The sequence below is a fragment of the Rhodococcus sp. T7 genome, assembly GCF_009872365.1.
Lineage (GTDB): Bacteria > Actinomycetota > Actinomycetes > Mycobacteriales > Mycobacteriaceae > Rhodococcus_F.
Window position 1 is genome coordinate 42,915 of record NZ_WXYH01000287.1, and the last position, 16,292, is coordinate 59,206.

Annotated in this window: 16 protein-coding genes and 2 pseudogenes; 10 read left to right on the forward strand and 8 right to left on the reverse strand. The window is 66.6% G+C overall.

Annotated elements, in window-relative coordinates; translation table 11 throughout:
• Positions 1-308 precede the first annotated feature (308 nt).
• Genes MLGJGCBP_RS51990 through MLGJGCBP_RS23470 form a run of 3 tightly spaced genes read left to right on the forward strand, consistent with a single transcriptional unit; the run spans position 309 to position 3,710 of the window.
• Entirely contained in the window at positions 309-791 is a 483-nt protein-coding gene (locus tag MLGJGCBP_RS51990; protein WP_201453370.1) for a hypothetical protein, read from the forward strand.
• Positions 788-1,702: a hypothetical protein gene (locus MLGJGCBP_RS23465; RefSeq protein WP_160098407.1), complete on the forward strand. Its 915-nt coding sequence runs from the start codon at positions 788-790 to the stop codon at positions 1,700-1,702. The genes MLGJGCBP_RS51990 and MLGJGCBP_RS23465 overlap by 4 nt, the downstream gene beginning before the upstream one ends.
• Positions 1,703-1,709: 7 nt before the next feature.
• Positions 1,710-3,710, forward strand: coding sequence for a serine/threonine-protein kinase (locus tag MLGJGCBP_RS23470; RefSeq protein WP_160098409.1), 2,001 nt, complete (start codon positions 1,710-1,712; stop codon positions 3,708-3,710).
• Positions 3,711-3,930: 220 nt separating this feature from the next.
• Here MLGJGCBP_RS23470 and MLGJGCBP_RS23475 read toward each other — a convergent pair whose 3' ends face one another.
• Positions 3,931-4,236 (reverse strand): hypothetical protein, encoded by a 306-nt coding sequence (locus MLGJGCBP_RS23475; protein ID WP_160098411.1) that lies wholly within the window; start codon positions 4,234-4,236, stop codon positions 3,931-3,933.
• A gap of 535 nt (positions 4,237-4,771) precedes the next feature.
• Entirely contained in the window at positions 4,772-5,290 is a 519-nt protein-coding gene (locus tag MLGJGCBP_RS23480) for a hypothetical protein (protein ID WP_160098413.1), read from the reverse strand.
• 602 nt (positions 5,291-5,892) lie between these two features.
• Between MLGJGCBP_RS23480 and MLGJGCBP_RS23485 the strand changes: the two genes are divergently transcribed.
• The gene (locus tag MLGJGCBP_RS23485) at positions 5,893-6,774 is read left to right on the forward strand and encodes a hypothetical protein (RefSeq protein WP_236581312.1); all 882 of its coding nucleotides are present in this window, start codon (positions 5,893-5,895) and stop codon (positions 6,772-6,774) included.
• Positions 6,775-7,328: 554 nt separating this feature from the next.
• Here the strand turns inward: MLGJGCBP_RS23485 and MLGJGCBP_RS23490 are convergent.
• From MLGJGCBP_RS23490 to MLGJGCBP_RS23505, 5 genes and pseudogenes are all read right to left on the reverse strand, one after another.
• Positions 7,329-7,670, reverse strand: a complete 342-nt coding sequence (locus MLGJGCBP_RS23490; RefSeq protein WP_160098417.1) for a hypothetical protein — start codon at positions 7,668-7,670, stop codon at positions 7,329-7,331.
• Between the two features lie 55 nt (positions 7,671-7,725).
• On the reverse strand, positions 7,726-7,857 hold the full coding sequence (locus MLGJGCBP_RS53260) for a hypothetical protein (protein WP_268960770.1): 132 nt from the start codon (positions 7,855-7,857) through the stop codon (positions 7,726-7,728).
• Positions 7,854-7,997, reverse strand: coding sequence for a hypothetical protein (locus tag MLGJGCBP_RS23495; protein WP_160098419.1), 144 nt, complete (start codon positions 7,995-7,997; stop codon positions 7,854-7,856). The genes MLGJGCBP_RS53260 and MLGJGCBP_RS23495 overlap by 4 nt, the downstream gene beginning before the upstream one ends.
• Before the next feature lie 45 nt (positions 7,998-8,042).
• The gene (locus MLGJGCBP_RS23500; RefSeq protein ID WP_160098421.1) at positions 8,043-8,243 is read right to left on the reverse strand and encodes a hypothetical protein; all 201 of its coding nucleotides are present in this window, start codon (positions 8,241-8,243) and stop codon (positions 8,043-8,045) included.
• Between the two features lie 41 nt (positions 8,244-8,284).
• Positions 8,285-8,575: pseudogene (locus MLGJGCBP_RS23505) on the reverse strand (WS/DGAT domain-containing protein); the annotation flags it as partial.
• Between the two features lie 472 nt (positions 8,576-9,047).
• Between MLGJGCBP_RS23505 and MLGJGCBP_RS23510 the strand changes: the two are divergent.
• Positions 9,048-9,809 (forward strand): hypothetical protein, encoded by a 762-nt coding sequence (locus tag MLGJGCBP_RS23510; protein ID WP_160098425.1) that lies wholly within the window; start codon positions 9,048-9,050, stop codon positions 9,807-9,809.
• Positions 9,810-10,050: 241 nt separating this feature from the next.
• Here the strand turns inward: MLGJGCBP_RS23510 and MLGJGCBP_RS23515 are convergent, their stop codons facing one another.
• Complete coding sequence (locus MLGJGCBP_RS23515; protein WP_160098427.1) at positions 10,051-10,566, reverse strand: hypothetical protein; 516 nt, start codon at positions 10,564-10,566, stop codon at positions 10,051-10,053.
• 328 nt (positions 10,567-10,894) lie between these two features.
• Here MLGJGCBP_RS23515 and MLGJGCBP_RS54360 point away from each other — a divergent pair.
• The 5 genes and pseudogenes from MLGJGCBP_RS54360 to MLGJGCBP_RS23535 form a co-directional block, all read left to right on the forward strand.
• A pseudogene (locus MLGJGCBP_RS54360) lies at positions 10,895-11,089 on the forward strand (zinc-ribbon domain-containing protein); the annotation flags it as partial.
• 81 nt (positions 11,090-11,170) lie between these two features.
• Positions 11,171-12,325, forward strand: coding sequence for a CopG family transcriptional regulator (locus MLGJGCBP_RS51995; RefSeq protein WP_442972120.1), 1,155 nt, complete (start codon positions 11,171-11,173; stop codon positions 12,323-12,325).
• Between the two features lie 523 nt (positions 12,326-12,848).
• On the forward strand, positions 12,849-13,949 hold the full coding sequence (locus MLGJGCBP_RS23525) for a hypothetical protein (protein ID WP_236581313.1): 1,101 nt from the start codon (positions 12,849-12,851) through the stop codon (positions 13,947-13,949).
• Between the two features lie 6 nt (positions 13,950-13,955).
• Positions 13,956-14,717: a hypothetical protein gene (locus MLGJGCBP_RS23530; protein ID WP_160098433.1), complete on the forward strand. Its 762-nt coding sequence runs from the start codon at positions 13,956-13,958 to the stop codon at positions 14,715-14,717.
• Between the two features lie 65 nt (positions 14,718-14,782).
• A complete protein-coding gene (locus MLGJGCBP_RS23535; protein WP_201453178.1) occupies positions 14,783-15,871 on the forward strand; it encodes a HEAT repeat domain-containing protein in 1,089 nt (362 codons plus the stop codon).
• The last annotated feature ends 421 nt before the right edge of the window (positions 15,872-16,292 follow it).

Sequence of the window (16,292 nt, forward strand, 5' to 3'; positions counted from 1 at the left end):
AGGTACCGCCTGCGCCTGAGGGGTGCCCTCCGATCTGCGACGACCCGATTCTGGAGGTACCGCCTGCGCCTGAGGGGTGCCCTCCGATCTGCGACGACCCGATTCTGGAGGTACCGCCTGCGCCTGAGGGGTGCCCTCCGATCTGCGACGACCCGATTCTGGAGGTACCGCCTGCGCCTGAGGGATGCCCCCCGATCTGCACCGACGACCCGATTCTGGACGTACCGCCGGAGACTGTATGCAGAGATAGTGCGTTGTGCGCGCCGTCGCGGGAGACAGAACCGGTAGCCCCTGTTCCTGGATCGATCGTGCCGATTCCCGAGATCTCCTTACCGGCGGTTCCCGAGCTGATCCCCGGTACCGCGCAACCACTACCAGTGCAACAGGGCCTCGAGCTCAGTGATCCGGCGGTGGCCCCGGGCGCCCTGGTGACGGCCTCGGGTTCGGGATGCCCCCCGGGCGCCGGGGTGGCCCTGTCTGTGGAGGGCGTCAGGGCGGGCGAAACACAGGCCGATGCGGCCGGCGCATTCGAGGCCCCGGTCAGCCCGGTTGTCGCCGACATCGGGCGCCATGAGGTGTCCGCCGAATGCGGGCCGGTCCTGACCGCGCCACTGGATATCGTGTTGGTCAGTCAGGCCACCGGATCGACCGCCACCTCGGTGGTGATCGTCTTCTTCCTCCTCATCGGCCTGCTGATCTACCGGCGCCGCCTGCTCGCACCCCAGTCGTACCGCGAGGAGCCCCAGTCGGATCTCGAGGAGCCCCAGTCAGATCGTGGGGAGCGGTCATGATCGCCCGGTGGCTCGTTGCGGTCGCGGTGGCGCTCGGCGCAGCGGTCTTCGCCGCTCCCGGCGCCGGCGCAGCCGAGCCAGTTCAGATGTCGGTGACCGTCAACGGTCAGGACGCTGCCTCGGCTGGCCCGACCAACCCGATTCGCCTCGACCCGCACAGTCCGGCCCGCGTCCAGATGACACTCACCAACAACACCGCAGATCTTGTCACCGTCGGTGCCGTCGACGTGTCCGGTCATGTCCTCGGGTTGACCTTCTTCTCGTATCACACCGCGGTCGGCCTGACCGTGGAACCGGGACAGACCCAGACCCTCGACTTCGAACTCGACCCGTCCGGCCTCGACGGTCAGGCCACCGGCCTGATCAACGGGACGGTCACCGTCATCGACGGGGACGGTGCCGTCCTCGCCGAGACGGCCACCGTCACCGACGTGCGCGGCTCGCTGGTGTCGGTGTACGGGCTGTTCGGGCTCGCCCTGGCAATCCTGACCGCGCTGGCGGTACTCGACGCCGCTCTCGGCATCGCCCGGCGCCGGCTGCACGAGAACCGGTGGCGGCGCGGCCTGCGGATGCTCACCCCGGGCATCGGGATCGGGCTGGTGCTGGCCTTCACCCTGTCGGCGACCCGGGTGTGGGTGCCGACCCTGGATCGGTGGCTGCTCCTCGCCGGCGGGTTCGCGGCCGGCTTCTTCGTGCTCGGCTATCTCACCCCGACCCCGGACACGGCGGAAGACGTGGACGAGGACTTCGGCGACGAGATGGACGAGGACGAAGACGTCATGGACGAGGACGAACGGACCGGGCGGATCGGGCGGATCGGTGAAGATCCCACCGACCGGTTCTCGCCGAGCACCCCTGCCTCGGTGCGGCCGCCGGACACCCGCCCCTTCACCGACCGAACCACCCCCTGACCGGAACATGGAAACCGACATCGATCGTGTTGCCGACGCCCTCCCCGCGTACGAGGTGGGCGGCGAACTCGGCCACGGCGGATGGGGAGTCGTGCTCGCCGGACAACACCGCGCCCTCGGACGTCCGGTCGCGATCAAACAACTCCCGCCCGCCTTCGCCACCGACCCGGGCATCCGGCGACGGTTCACCGCCGAGGGCCGGCTGCTCGCCTCCCTCGACCACCCGCACGTGGTGCCGGTCTACGACTTCGTCGAACACGACGGCCTGTGCCTGCTGGTCATGGAGCTGCTCCCCGGCGGCACCGTATGGAACCGGTTCACCCGCACCGGATTCAACGCGCATGCCGCCGTCGCGGTGGCCCTGGCCTGCGCCGCCGGGCTGACCGCCGCCCACAACCGGTCCATTCTGCACCGCGACATCAAACCCGAGAACCTGTTGTTCGCCGCGTCGGGGGCGATCAAGGTGACCGACTTCGGTATCGCCAAGGTCATCGGCGGCAACGAAACCCTGGCGACCAAGGCGGGCGATGTCCTCGGCACCCCGTCCTACATCGCGCCGGAACAGGCCCGCGGCGGCGAGCTCACCCCCGCCACCGACGTCTACGCCCTCGCCACCATGCTCTACGAACTCCTCGCCGGGGAACTGCCGTTCCCACCAGCCGACGACGCGATGGCGTTGCTGTTCATGCATGCCTTCGATGACCCCACCCCGCTGCAGGAGACCGCGCCCGCGGTCCCCGACTCGATCGCCGGCGTGGTGATGCGCGGACTCGCGACGGACCCGACCCTGCGCTACCCGTCCGCCGAGGCCTTCGGGATCGCGCTGGCCTGCGCCTCGACCGGACGGTGGGGTCCGGGGTGGCTGACCACCGAGGGCATCCCGGTGATGGGTGCCGACACCATCGTCTCGGCCACCGGTCTCGGCCCCCCGCACACCCCGACTATGACCGACGGCGACGAGCATCCCCCGTTGCCGCTGACCCGCCCCCACGCCGCACCCCGGCGGCCTGTCACGGGCTCTCCCGGAACCGAATCGCACCGGGCGGACCCGGCTGCAACCGCCGATCCGACGGCACCGACCGCGGCCACCGGGCCGACCGCCTCACCCGACGTGACGGCTCCCGGGTCGCGTGCCACCGAGCCACCGCCGACGGTGCGCCCGTCGATCACCGTCCACGCCCGCGGCGCCCGCCTGGCCGACGTCTCCGGCGCCGACCTCGTCAACGTCCGCACGGTCGTGAAGCTCCCCTCCCCCCGCATTCCGCTGCTCATCGCCGCCGCCCTCGCGGCCATCACCGTTCTGGTGGCCTTGCTCGGTCTCGGTGCGCCCCCGATCGATGTGCCCCCGATCGGCGCCGTCACCGTCGCCGGCGCGGACCCGGCCGGCGGTGCGCCCGTCCCCCTCGATCTGACCGCGCCGATACCGGTGACGGTGGCGGGAGCCGGACTCGCCGACGCCGCGACCCTGGCCCTCGACGTCCTCGACATCCCGGTCAAGAACACCGCCGCCGCACCCCTGATCAACCAGGGCGGTGCCGCGGCCGCGACCCTGCCCCCACTCGGCGGACAATACTTCGTGGCCGGAACCCTCACCGGAACACTGACCCTGCTCCAGGCCGGCCAGGTGATTGAAACGTGGACGTTCCCGGTCCGCACCACCCAGCCGGCGACCACCACCGCGGCCGCCGTCGGACTCGCCGCTCTGGCCCTGTTCGCCGTGGCCTACCTCGAATCGTTCCTGCGCTCGCTGCGCCGGGGCCGGGGCCGGATCACCGGAATCATCGGTGCCACCGTCACCGCCGGTGTAATCGGCGCCGTGATCGTCGGCGCCCTCTGGATTCTCACCGCCCGCCCACCGACCACCACCACCGTGGTGGCCTGTGCGGCAATCGCGGCGGGAGCCGGGGCCGCGGCCGCCATCGGCGCCGCCCGCATCGGCCGTCGACGCCGTTACCGCCGGACCCACCGCAACACCAGATCCGCGGGGACCACCACCGACCAGCGGTAATGCTCGTACCCGCGGACCGCATCGCCCGGGACCGATCCATCCCCCGGCGAGCCCATCCGTGGAGCCAGCCGCGAGCCACGAATCTGCCCGGAGAGCGAGGGCCCGATGCCGGCCGTCTGGTCCTCGCCGCAGCCAGGTGAACGGGGGAAGTGGGACTGTCGCCGCGGATCGCGGTATCCACCCGAGGATGAAAGAGTTTGTCGCACAGTGGATGGAGCGGTTACGGGATCGCCGGGGGATCGGGCAGGCCGATGGTGGGGCCCGGGAAGGTGATCCCGTCGGTGCCGACACCGACACCGCCGACGGTGATCCCGGGGAGGGAAACACCGGGGATGGTGACGGAGATGGTCGGTGCGGGCGGCGCAGCCGTGGGCTCGGGTGCGGTAGCTTCTTGCGGCTCTTCCCAGCTGTGGCTCTCCCGCGGGCCGGTGTCGGCGGTTGCCGCGCCGGCGATTCCCCCGCCGACGGACAGGGCAACTGCGGTGAAGGCGATCAGTGGGACAGCGAATTTCAGAGTGTTCGACATGGTCAAACTCCTTGCGTGATGAGGTCGTGAGAGGTCTAGGGCGCCTCGAATCGGTTCGGATATCGCCGAGGTCAGGCCTTCGGCGCCTGGGCTCACCGCCGATCCCGAGGAAGTCCTTCGATTGGGCGCCCGGGCGGGTCGGGAAGTAGGGGGTCTGCGGCGACGGGGAGCGGCACTGGTCCGTCCCACCCACCTGTTACCGGCCGGTCGCGCTGTGGCGCGCGTCGACGCGGGCTCGAGGATTTGGACGAAAGATGATCCCGGTGGTGGTGGCCGCAGGAGTGGTCGATGCGGAAGGGGAAGTTTCGACACAGCGTCTTCGGGGTGATTCGTCGCCGTGCCGTGCGGTGTGATCGACGGTGACGGAGTCGGAGCGGGCAGCGCACCACTGTCCCGATGTCCTCGATAACCCGGTGTTCTCGGGTGGAAGGACTCGCCGCAGGTCCCTGCGCGCATGTGGCCCCACCGGGCCGGCCCGTGTCTGCGTGGGTCGGCCCTGTGGAGTTCGCGATCCCTTCCGGGCAGGAGATCGCGCTCAGCAGACGAACGGAATCGGGATGAAGCAGGGGCCGGGGCCGCCGCCCTGCGCAGGTGCCTGCTTGATCGTGCCGCCGTCGCCTCCGGGGGCCACTCCACCGTTGCCGCCCGCACCGTCGCCTCCGAGGCCCCAGCCGCCGAACCCGCCGCCGCCGGTGGTCGGGCCCGTGGTGGCGTCCCCGGAACGTGCGTTGCCGCCGTCGCCGCCGCTGCCCACCTCGCTGTTGCCGTTGCCGCCGCCGTTGTTCAGCCCGATGGTCGGACCGCCGAAGGAAATTCCAGGGGCACCGGCACCACCGTCACCAGCATTGGCGTCGCCGCTCTCGGCGTTGCTCTGCGCGTCGCCGCCCGTACCGGGGGCGCCGACACCCGGTGCACCGACACCGGGTGCACCGGGAGCGCTGCCCCCCGCACCGCCGGGCGCCGCCGGTTCGGCGGACGCGATTCCCGCACCTGCAGACAGCGCGAAGGCTGCAATGGCAATCGCCGTGATGGTGCGCTTCTTGATGTTCGACATGTGAAACTCCTTGTGTTGCTTGCCGGTTTTGCTGTCCCGACAAGATTCCCGCGAAAGGAAGCGAATTGATATCCACGGCAGGTCTGAAGTTCCTCACCCCTCCTCAGGGCATCGATACGGCACGCCCGGCGCTGTTGTGTCACGGGCGGCACCGAACCCGTTGACACACACTCCCTTCGCCCGACACAAGACGGATCTCCAAACAAATTGGTGTAGTGCCGATTTCGGTACGGCAACACCGTCAACGGGACCGCACAGGGCATCCGGCGGTTCGTAGACGATCCACCGCCTTGCTATGAGATCGACAGGAGGAACGATCGGCACGAGCTCGACAGGGGAGCGGTGCCGAGGAGGGGCCTCCGCTGGCCCTGAGGTGGAAGTCGGTGTCTGATCGGAGTGTTCGTCCATGCCGAGCTCAGCCGGGTGTGCGGGCCGGAGGAGTCGGCCAGGTCGGTCGTGGATGCGCATGGAGCGGGTGCACGAATTCCATGGGGGTGAGGAACTTCCACCCCCCGGTCGACGATTCCCACTGCGTGTCCGGGAGAAGCTAGTAGGCGTTGATCGGCACGGATCGCTGCCACCCCCTCAAAGAAAGACTCACCATGAGGCCCACCTCCCTTCGTTCGGCTCTTCTGATCGGTGCTGTCGTACCCGCAGCCCTCCTCCTTCCCGCACTGGCCTCGGCCGCCGAGCCCACGTCGGAAGATAGCCAGTCGGCATTCGAGCGCGAGATCGACAAGATCGGGTGGCACGATGGCTTCGAGATCACCGTCCACAAGGTGACCGCGAACTCGGACGATGACTCGGCGACACTCGATTTCGACTTGAACTACAAGAACCTGGTCGGAGTCAGCCACACCCCCACCGACAAGGCCTACCTCGAGGTCGATGGCGCGGTGGTCAAGCTGTCCTTCGACAGTCCCGAGATCGCGGGCGGCGGGGAAGCCTCCGGCACGGCGTCCGCCTCCCTGAAGAGCCCGTCGGACGCACCCGACGTCGACGACGTCGTCGACAGTGTCGTCCTCGTTTACGGCCAGGCCGACGCGAATCAGACCCGAATCCCGCTCGCCGAACACGACAGCGTCGAGAGCATCGAGCCGAGGGGCATCCCGGTCGGGATGACATTCGGCACCGACATGGAGATCACCCTGGACGAGGCGTTCCTCTGGCCGAGCTACCAGCCCGGTGAGAAGGACAAGCACGAGGTCTGGGTCAAGATCAACGCAAATTGCGGGCGCTGCTCGACCGGCGGATTCTCTGATGTCAACCCCGGCGACTTCGAGCTGACAGGACCGGACGGTCAGTCCGGCCGCGGCGACGATCGCGGCGGATTCATCGCCGAGAACGTTTACTCGACGAGCAAGATCGAAGGCGAGTGGATCGTGTTCGTCATGGACGAACCGACCCCCGGCGCATACACCTTCCTGTGGGAGAACAGCAACCCGGCGAAACCCGCACAGGCCTCGACACAGATCACCCTCTGATCGACCGAAACGTCAGGCCGGCACGAGCCGAACGACGGACTCGAACGGGTCCACCCGGCCGCGGCCGGATGGACCCGATGTACGCGCCGCCGGGTGTGCGGTCCGGCGCTCACTCGCCTCGCGGATATCGGACCGCGATGTCGTGAACGCACCACATCACAACACTGCCGTGGCGGGGATTGAGCATCCACAACCGATGGGACCGCGCCGGTGCAGTCCGGATGTCACCGCACGGGTAACCCTGAGATGATCATGCCGTGATAACCAGCCTCGTCCTCGGCGCTCTCGATGCCGACCATCTCGCAATCGCGGTGCACGGCCGTCGCATCCTGGGGCTACGGACCCCGGGGTTCTTCACGGCCGACGTTCCCCGCGGATCTGCGCACCGACGAGAACCACAGACTCGGTGAGGCACTGAAGTTCATCGAGGACCATCTCTTCGGTGCAGCTGTCCTTCAGAGCATCGCACCGTTGACGTCGACGGACAGCCGGACGCCTGACGGCACCCGGCACGGCACGGCCGGGAATGTGCCGCAACCTGTGGTCGCTGAAAGCTACGTGGGCCGGTGGCCACCTCGGTGGCGGCGGCGTTCGTGGAACCGGGCTCGTTGTTGATCGAGCAGAATCAGCCGGTCGCGGTGGATCCGCTGGGCGATGGCGAACCGGACGGTGAGGGTGCGGTTGCGCAGGGCGGCGGCGCGGGCGGCGGCCCTCTCGTCACCGAGCAGGTGCGCGGCGGCCCGATCGCAGTCGATCAGGAAATGCTCGAAGGCCAGCCGGGTCGGCGACTGCTCGTCGATCCGGGACATCCCGCGGTCTTCGATCACCTGCAGCGGGACACGCAGCACCCGGTAGTTCAGGCGCGCCAGCGCCACCGGCACCGAATCCAGACGCATCGTTGCTCCCCACCCACCGCAGATGTGATGGTGTTGCCGGCGCGTGCCCGGGCGATCAGCCGTTCGGGTGGAACGGGACACCACGGGTGCGGCGGGTGCCGAGCCGCCCGAGGAGTGCCTGCAGGACAGCGGCGCCGCCGCCGAGGACTCCGGCCAGCACACTCACCCGCACGATTGCGGTAGTCACAGCGATCCCCCCGGCCGCTCGGACTCATGGGGGGCGAACATCGCCTCGATGCGGGCCTTGATCTCCGCGGTACTGATCGCGCCCGTACGCGCAGTGATGTGCGCCGGGGCGGTAGCAGGTGTCGATGTCGTGGCGGGCATCAGTAAGTTTTCCCTTCTCGGGTCCTTGGATTGGGATTGCGCTGGTCAGATCATGACGGTGGCGCCGGCGACGCAGACCAGGGCAACTACCGCGGCCAGGGCGCCGAGGAGCAGGGAGCCGGTCACCGCCCAGGCGGGTGCGGACGCCGCGGCCGCGGCGCCGAGGGTGATCGACGTCCCGGACCGCATGCGCGAGGTCGCCGGTTCGTCGGTCAGGGGTGTCTGGTGGGTGCGCATGCGGGTCATTTCCGGGTCCGGGGTCTGATAGTTGTGGTGCGGTGCGGGTTTTACAGGCCGACGACGGTTTCGAGGGCGTCGAGTTCGTCGGCCAGGTGTCCGAGCATCGGGTGCAGGTCCGGCACGGCGGCACGGCACCCGGTGAGCCCGAACGCGATCCGGTCGTCGCTGCTCGTGGCGGTGATGTTCAGGGCTTGGCCGGTGGTGGGGATCGACAGCGGGAACAGGGCGTCGAGGCGGGCGCCGTTCCAGTACAACGGTGTTTTGGGTCCGGCGACGTTGGAGATCACCACGTTGAACGGGGGCCGCATCGGGCCGCGCCGGCCGAGGAGCATCTCGATGGGACTGTTCTGAATGTCGAACCGACAGCACACCGGCCGAAGCGGCGGGGAATCATGAAGCCACAGGTCAAGGCGTTCTGAGGAAGAGTTCGGGATACAGTTAGCGACGCGTTGCGGAAGTGCCCACGCTGCCAGCAGCGACGAACCTTTCAGCATTGGCAATCATGGCTTGAGGACAGCGCCATACCGCAGGTGGTCGTATTCGCAGGTCATGCGAATAACCAACTTACTAGTTGACATAAGGTTGATTATCGGCGCTTCGGAAAGGTGCTTTTACCAGCATATTTGGCGCGTGGCTTTGGCGGTCCGTGAGGAGGTGATCGGAGAATAGACTCCAGACGTCAAGCAGTTGCCGCCGTACGCGGCACCCGGTCGCGGTGGGGCTCCGTGGGCGCGGCTCGGTGCCACGGCTCGGTGATGCGCGCTAGTGGCAGGGTTCGGACTCGGTACGCCCGATGAAGGGGGTCTTCTGGTGTCACTGTCGTTGGCCGCGTTGGCGGACCTGGCCGAAGAAGAGGGCCAGGGCACGGTCGAGCTGTTTGCGCCGCGGGTGCGGTTTCGGAGTGTGGGCCACAGCGACCTCGACGCGTGCCTGGACTGGTTCGCCGAACTGGTGATGACGGTGGACATCGACGACGCCGACGACGTTGTCGCCGGTTCACTCGACTTCATGGTGATCCGTCTCGGGACCGAGGATCCGATCGCGTTGTGCCTGGACCAGTTCGATGGTGATCGTGAGATGCTGGCCGGGTTGTTCGACGGCAATCAACTCGCCGAGCAGGTCGAGGAACAGTTCGAGACTATGACCGTCGTCACCGAGGCGGTCCTGATCCCGAATATCGCGTTCGTCACCGAACCGCTGCGGGGCCACGATCTGGGTCTGTGGCTGGTGGCTGAGACGATTCATCGGATGCTGCCCACCGGGATGGTGCTGATGTGGCCCTACCCGGTCCTCGACCCCGACCCCGATCCCGACACCGGCGTCGATTCAGAGCCTGACGCGGGCTCGGCGCAGATCACCGCGCTCGACAGTGCCATCGGCCGGCTGGCGGACCATTTCGGGCGGTGTGGGCTGACCCCGGTCGAGTCGGCGCCGTGGGCGCTGGGCATGTCGACTGCCTTCGAGGCGCTCCCCGTGGCCCGGTCAGGGCTCGGCGTGGTCCGCAGGACCGTGGTGTCACTGACGCTCGAGCAGCTCCGGGCCGCGTCCCCGCCGCCAGCATCGGACGAGTAGCGGACCGACGCGGCATCGTCCGCCCCGATCCCGAGGAGGACCGATGCGCGCCGTTCGTCCCTCTGGACCGGTTGGGGTGCGCCAGTGCGGTCGCGATCGGCGGCTAGGTGACAACGCCGCCGCGGTCGTCGCTTGACGCGGAAGTGTCCGCGACCCGATACTGGACGTGCCCACGGCATAGCGTTCGTGGGAAGTGGACCCGGGAGCTCTCCGGACGGTGAGTCGCCCGGGTTTTGCGTATCTAGGGCAGGGTATGCACTTCAATGATGTCGGCCACGGCCTTTCGGTGATGTCCACCCTTCCCCCACGCCCAGGCGATTACGTCAGGAACCCAGAGCATCGGCTCGCTCGTCGGTACCGCGTGCCGGAAGGGGAACCCCGGTCCACTCGAGGCCATCAGCGCCGCCCGGATGACGTGCCGGTCCTGTCGATCCTGATCGCAGGATTCGAGCCAGAGCTGACGGACACCCATCGTGTCGAGGTCGGAGACCATCGCAGCAAGGGCCTCGTCGCGGGCACGGCGCTCCGGGCGGCCGTGCAGCCGCGCGACATACAGGTGCGCCTGCACATCGAGCGCAACGACCCCACGGATGATTTCGTGCGCTCTGCGACTGTCGTGTGACATGTGGATCCGTGCAGCCCTCGGGGCACGCAACGCCTTGAGTGCCTTACGGGCCTCGGCCAGATCGGCGGGAGCGATCGTCGCCGCGCAGACAAGGTAGTCACCGCGACGTGACTCGTCCGCGAACGCATGCATCGCTCACCTGCCTCTCGAAGTTCGGTGACGGCAACTGAATCACGCGGGCGTCCAGCGTTCAAACCAGCCTGGTGATGCTCCTGTGGATAAACATCGGCCTCGGCTACGGGTGATCCACAATCCTGAATCGATGGCCGGCGGGGCCGGTGATCGTCGCCGACCGATGATCGTCTCCGGAATGACGTGGTGAAGGACACCCGTCCACGCCCGCCGCGATACGGCGAAGTGCTCCCACCTTCGGATGTGCGCGAGCGTCTCGGACGGTGGCGCATGAGGCCTTGATAGAACAGAGGGGCTGATTACCGATGGTGAGCCTTGAGGGGGGCGTGTGCGTTTCAAAGATGAGCACCCAGAGTTGTTTCGCCAACTACATCCGAACCGCAATGTCGGGGTCGATCTCGATTCGATCCCGAACTCGTCCCAGGAGATGCTGTGGTGGCGATGCCCCGTCGGTCACGAGTGGCGCGATACACCGCTGCAACGGCGATCGCACGCGACGTGGAAGAAGGGGAACCCCAACGCCTGCCTGTACTGCATCGCCCCTGGCTGCATCGTGCACAGTTGCGGTCACCGCAGACTTCGGCCCAGCGAAACCACCTTTCGTGTGCTCGCCCACCCGTGCGACAAGTGCGAGGTCAAAGAGCACACCCGCCTGATCCTCGACGCGCTCGACGATTCGGCTGCGGCCGCGGTCCGCATCCTCGACGACAGCCCCCTCTACGACCTGTTCTGCGGCACGGCGGCCGACACAGTCGAATGGTGGGACGAGATCTTCCCCCTGGTCGAGGCATATTTCGTGCGGATGGTCAGCGTGTACGTCGCAATTCAGACTGTCGAGCATCGTCCCACTCTGAGCTGTCCGACATCTACCGTGCTCGGCGCGTGCATGCTGCGCATCCTCGATGCGCTGCCGCAGGACTGTCGTGAGGAGATGCACTCGGCCGTGCCGGACGATGCCAGGCAATTTCGTTCCACGAACCTTCCCGGCCGGCACACTGCCGGGGTCGGATGGGCGCTGAAGAAGCTCGGCTTCGACATCCTCGACAGAGCCCTACCGGACGATATCGAGCGGCGCGTGCAATTCTGCGAGCGACAACGCTTCTCCGCGACCGGGGAGTTGCGGCGACTCTCGGCAGTCCGGCGGGCGATTCCGCTGGTCATGCTCACGCTCAAGCTGGAACCGGACACCGCGCAGAAGTTCACGGCGCTGGCCGCCGAGTACGACACCACGGTCAGCGCACTCATGCGGATTGCCCTGCACCGATTCCTGGAAACCCCCGGCCGCTACAAACATCCGATGCTCCGCGAGGCGGAGCGGACCGGACTGTCCGACAAGGTCGAGGTCATGGTCAACCCGTCCAGCAGGCAACAGATCTGGCGCCTCGCCGGCCGACATGGGGACAAGCTGGGCACCGCGCTTCTTCGGGTTGCTCTTCGGCGCCTGCTCGAGAAGCCGGGTGACCTCTCCGCAGACCTGGAGAACATTGCACCGGTGCGCGATCTTCGGCCCGAAATCTTTTCCGCCAGGGTGAATGTGCACTTCGACGCCCCGCTGCGGGACAGGCTCGACGCCTTGGCCGCACAGGTGGGGTCCGACCGCGCCGAGTTGATGCGTCTGGCCGCGCAGCGTGTGCTCGAGGCCCCGGGAATGATCGAGCAGGCTGTGAACCGTGAGATCTTCCGCGGCGAGAAGAACAGAGCGCATCTTATGGCCCGCCACGCCCGTCGCCAGGCGCGGCGCCGCACGCAGCCGGACTGATCGACCGGACGACCTCTTCACCCACACGAACTGATCGACCACGGCTGCTGGTTAGTGTGTGGGAGCCGGGTTGCGTTGCGATGTATCCGCCTGTGGCGGTTACCAGGCCACCTGCGGTGTCCCCCGAATCGAGCTCCTGTAGGATGTCGCGGCCGGTGGCATTTCGAGACGCTGCGACCTGCGCGTTTATCGTCTACCTCACGGTATGGCCACCACGTTCTGTCTCAATTCCCTGGCATTTCTTCCGCCGACGGCTACGCCCGGTGGGCCAAGCCTGGCGATGGGAACGGCGAACGGACACTCTCGCGCCTGACCACCGGCCACGTCACCACCGGACCGGACGGGGGCCACCTGTACCGGTCGCCAGTCCGTCGTGCCGCCCGAACCGCTGTCCACCCCTCGTCAAGGCGCTGGTCGACACCCGCACCGGACACGCCGCCATCGGCGAGCACCACCTCCGAATAAACCCTGGCCACGCCCAAACCTGATCTTGCGGTGAAACAGCGGGAAGTACATGCTTGGAGTGGTTGAGCACATCCATCGGAGCGGGGAGGATGGGATGGCTAGCTTCAGGGAAGACGTCATTATCGAGGACCACAAGCTCATCCTCAAGGATGGCGCCGGGAATGAGATCGGCAGGTTTGACCAGGACGGCAACCTCATAATCCGTAGGGAGATCGCTGGTACCGTCGCCGAACTCTTCCAGTTGCGATTCTTCGAATTGTTCGGTGGCCGCAATGTATTCCTGACCGTCGGCGCAGACGAGGCACCCGGGGCGGTTCTGCTCTTGGACGGCAACGGTGGCCAGGCGATAGGGCTTTCTGGCCGCGACGCTACAGTCCTTGTCGGCAGATCGGGAAATGGGGGGGACATCCGTGTCCGTGACGTGTCTGGGAGGGACGTTCACGTTGTGAACGGATTCGAGGCAACGCTGACGGTCGGCACAAACGGAAACGACGGCGACATCTTCGTCCGCGGCAGTTCCGGCGCCAACACGATCAGTATGCGAGGCGAAAGCGCCCTGTTGACCGTTGGTGTTACCGGGAATGCAGGAGACCTTTGGGTCCGCGACGAGTCCGGGCGGCCCGTGCTCGACATGGATAGCAAAGACGCCAGTCTTCGCATCGGCGTAGCAGGGAAGGGTGGAAACATCTTTGTCACCGATGACGCTGAGGTCGACCGCATCCATCTCGATGGAAACAACGGTGACATTCGGCTGATGGGAGCCGACCTGGCTGAAGAGTTGAATTCAACGGTTCCGGTCGAACCTGGCTCTGTACTGGTGGCGGTCGGTCCCGACGAGGTCGCCCCTGCCAGCAAGGCGCTCGACCGCCGGGTCATCGGTGTGGCCTCCGGCGCAGGTGACTTGCAGCCGGCGCTTCGGCTCGGTTCTCGTCCTGGCGAGCACCGTGTACCAGTGGCACTCGTCGGCCGGGTGTACTGCATGGCTGACGCGGTCCACGGCGCCATCGTCCCCGGCGATCTGCTCACCACATCAACGACCATGGGCCACGCGATGCGCGTCGATGACCCGCCCTCTGCGATCGGTGCAATAGTCGGCAAGGCCCTGGCGTCGTTATCGCGCGGCACAGGGCTCATCCCCGTGCTCCTGACACAGCAGTAGGTGACGATGGCAACTCTTAGCGTGCGCGAAATTGCCGAAACCGCCCTCGGTAGGACCGGCAACCTTTCTGTCAACACCGACGTGTACGGGTACATATTCCGCGACACAGACGGCTCCTTGTTCGGCACGCTGGACGCCGACGACACGCTTCCCGGCACCGGCCAACCGACGACGCGGTCGCTGAAACGTCACCTCCAGACGATCTCTGGCGACGCAACCGATCTCGTAGTGTTTCTCGTCGGGCACGAAAACGACTTCTCCGGCGTAGTCAGCCGCGACGAAGTCACCACGGCCCAATACGCTCTCCAAGTCGCCCGTGACCTGTACGCCCAGGTCGATCTGGGGATCCGGCGCATCAAATGGATGCGTATCCCCCTGGCCGAGGCTAACCCAGCGTATATCGACATTTACAGCCGAACGTTTGCTGGCTGGCTCACCGCCGACTTTTCAGGTCCAGACGGAGGCATCGACCTATTCCTGGTGCAGACCTGGGCTGGCGACACTGCGGGCCGTTCGGCCGTCCGGGGGCCGTGCGACAAGAACGAAAAGTTCGAGTGGACCGGCGCGGTCCTCGAACTCTCTCTTCCTCGTCGTATCACCGGGATACTCCTCGGCCACGAGGTCGGCCACTACCTCGGTCTCGAGCACTCGGGGCCAGCCACCAACATGATGAACAAATCGAGCTTCAACACCAGCACGGACATCACCGCCAGGCAAGGAGAGCGAATGCGCTCACACTGCAGCGTCAGTAAGGTTGGTGTGTTCTGATGCGCGAGTTCACGACCCGCCATACACTCCGTGCCCGGTTGGTTCGCCGATCCCGCTGAGGAGCGATGATGGCCATCGAGAAAAACCACGACCCCTTAGACCGCCTCACACCGAACCTCCGCGAACTCTTGGCTCCTCGTTGCGACGAGCGCCCCCCGGTCGTTGGTCTCATCTCACCCGTGGAGGTGGACAAGCTCGTCGCCATCATCACCCGCAGCCGCGCGTTCGACGAGCCAGTGAACCCGCATCGCGCGATCCAGGTATTGGCATCTTCTGTTCCACCAGAGCTTTCGGTGCCGATCCTCGACCGTATCGTTGGCGAACCTAGCGCGTCGATTGCCGAGCGTGTCAACGCCGCCAATGAGCTCGGTCGCCTCGCCACACCCGAGGCGGAGCGTGTGCTCACTTCGCTGATCAATGACCGCGATCCTCGGATACAACAGGTTGCGCTGGTCGGGTTGGGCATGTGTGCTGGACCGTCCGTACTGGGGCAATTCGACAACATGGAGGAACCACATCACGCGGCCGTCCGCCGTCAGCTGACACTCGCCCGTGCACTCATCGCCTACCGCGACGGCCTGGATGGCCCGTTCCTGCCCGAAGTCAAAGGCGCCCAGCGGCAGTCGGGCAAAGACGACCACATGATCACACCCACCCTACGCATGAAGTCTGCCGCGGAAACCACGAAGGACCGTGCAGCATTGAGCGGATCGAGGTACGGCATCGAATTCAGCGACCAGAGCTACGAGCTCACATGTGGACGCGCGGAATGGACCGTCTTCGTCAACCGCGAGCTCGGCCGCTCTATCACCGCACTTGACCACTTCTTCGAGAGGCCCTGGGTCGCTGCCATACTCAGTCGGTGGTTCGGCCCGCGCGTCGCAAACTCGCCTCAGTACCTGGTGTTCACCAGACCGTTCGGCGACTCGGCACGCATCGACGTGGTGCGCACCGACGGAGAGCCGGTGTATACGGGGACCGCCGAGCAGATCGGTCCCGCGTTCTCATTCGCGATGACCGACGTCGACCGACCGGGCACCGCTCCGACTAACGTCGCGGGAAAGATCACCTCGAAGGGCGCCAACCTTGAGGTCAGTGTCTCCTCCGCAAAGCGCGTGGGCGTACGCTCCGCCGAGCCAGTGATCGTGCCTTGACGTGTCCGCTCGTGTCACCACATTTTCGCAACCAGTTTGATCTGCGTCCCGCATCGGCAGGCCAACAGTCCCAACACGAGTAATCGACTACCCGATTCAGCCAGATGCTGCACGCGTCCCGGCTGGGTAGACGCCCCCCCGAACGATCTGGATCACGTCGAAGTGGGCGAGTCTCACCACCATGGCGGATCCGCCACCGGCCCGCCACTCGCCGTGAGATTCCATCGCCGGATTCGAGACCAACCACGCCACACGTCGAATGCAATCTCACCCAATTGGCCAACTGGCCACTGAGTGGCCATCCCAGATGAGATTTGGCCACGAGTCTCGAGACCCTAATGGGAGTCGATCAGCGAGCCTTCGACAGATAACGGATCGGGCGGGGGAAGCTGATCACCGAGCCGCCGGCCGGTGAGCACCG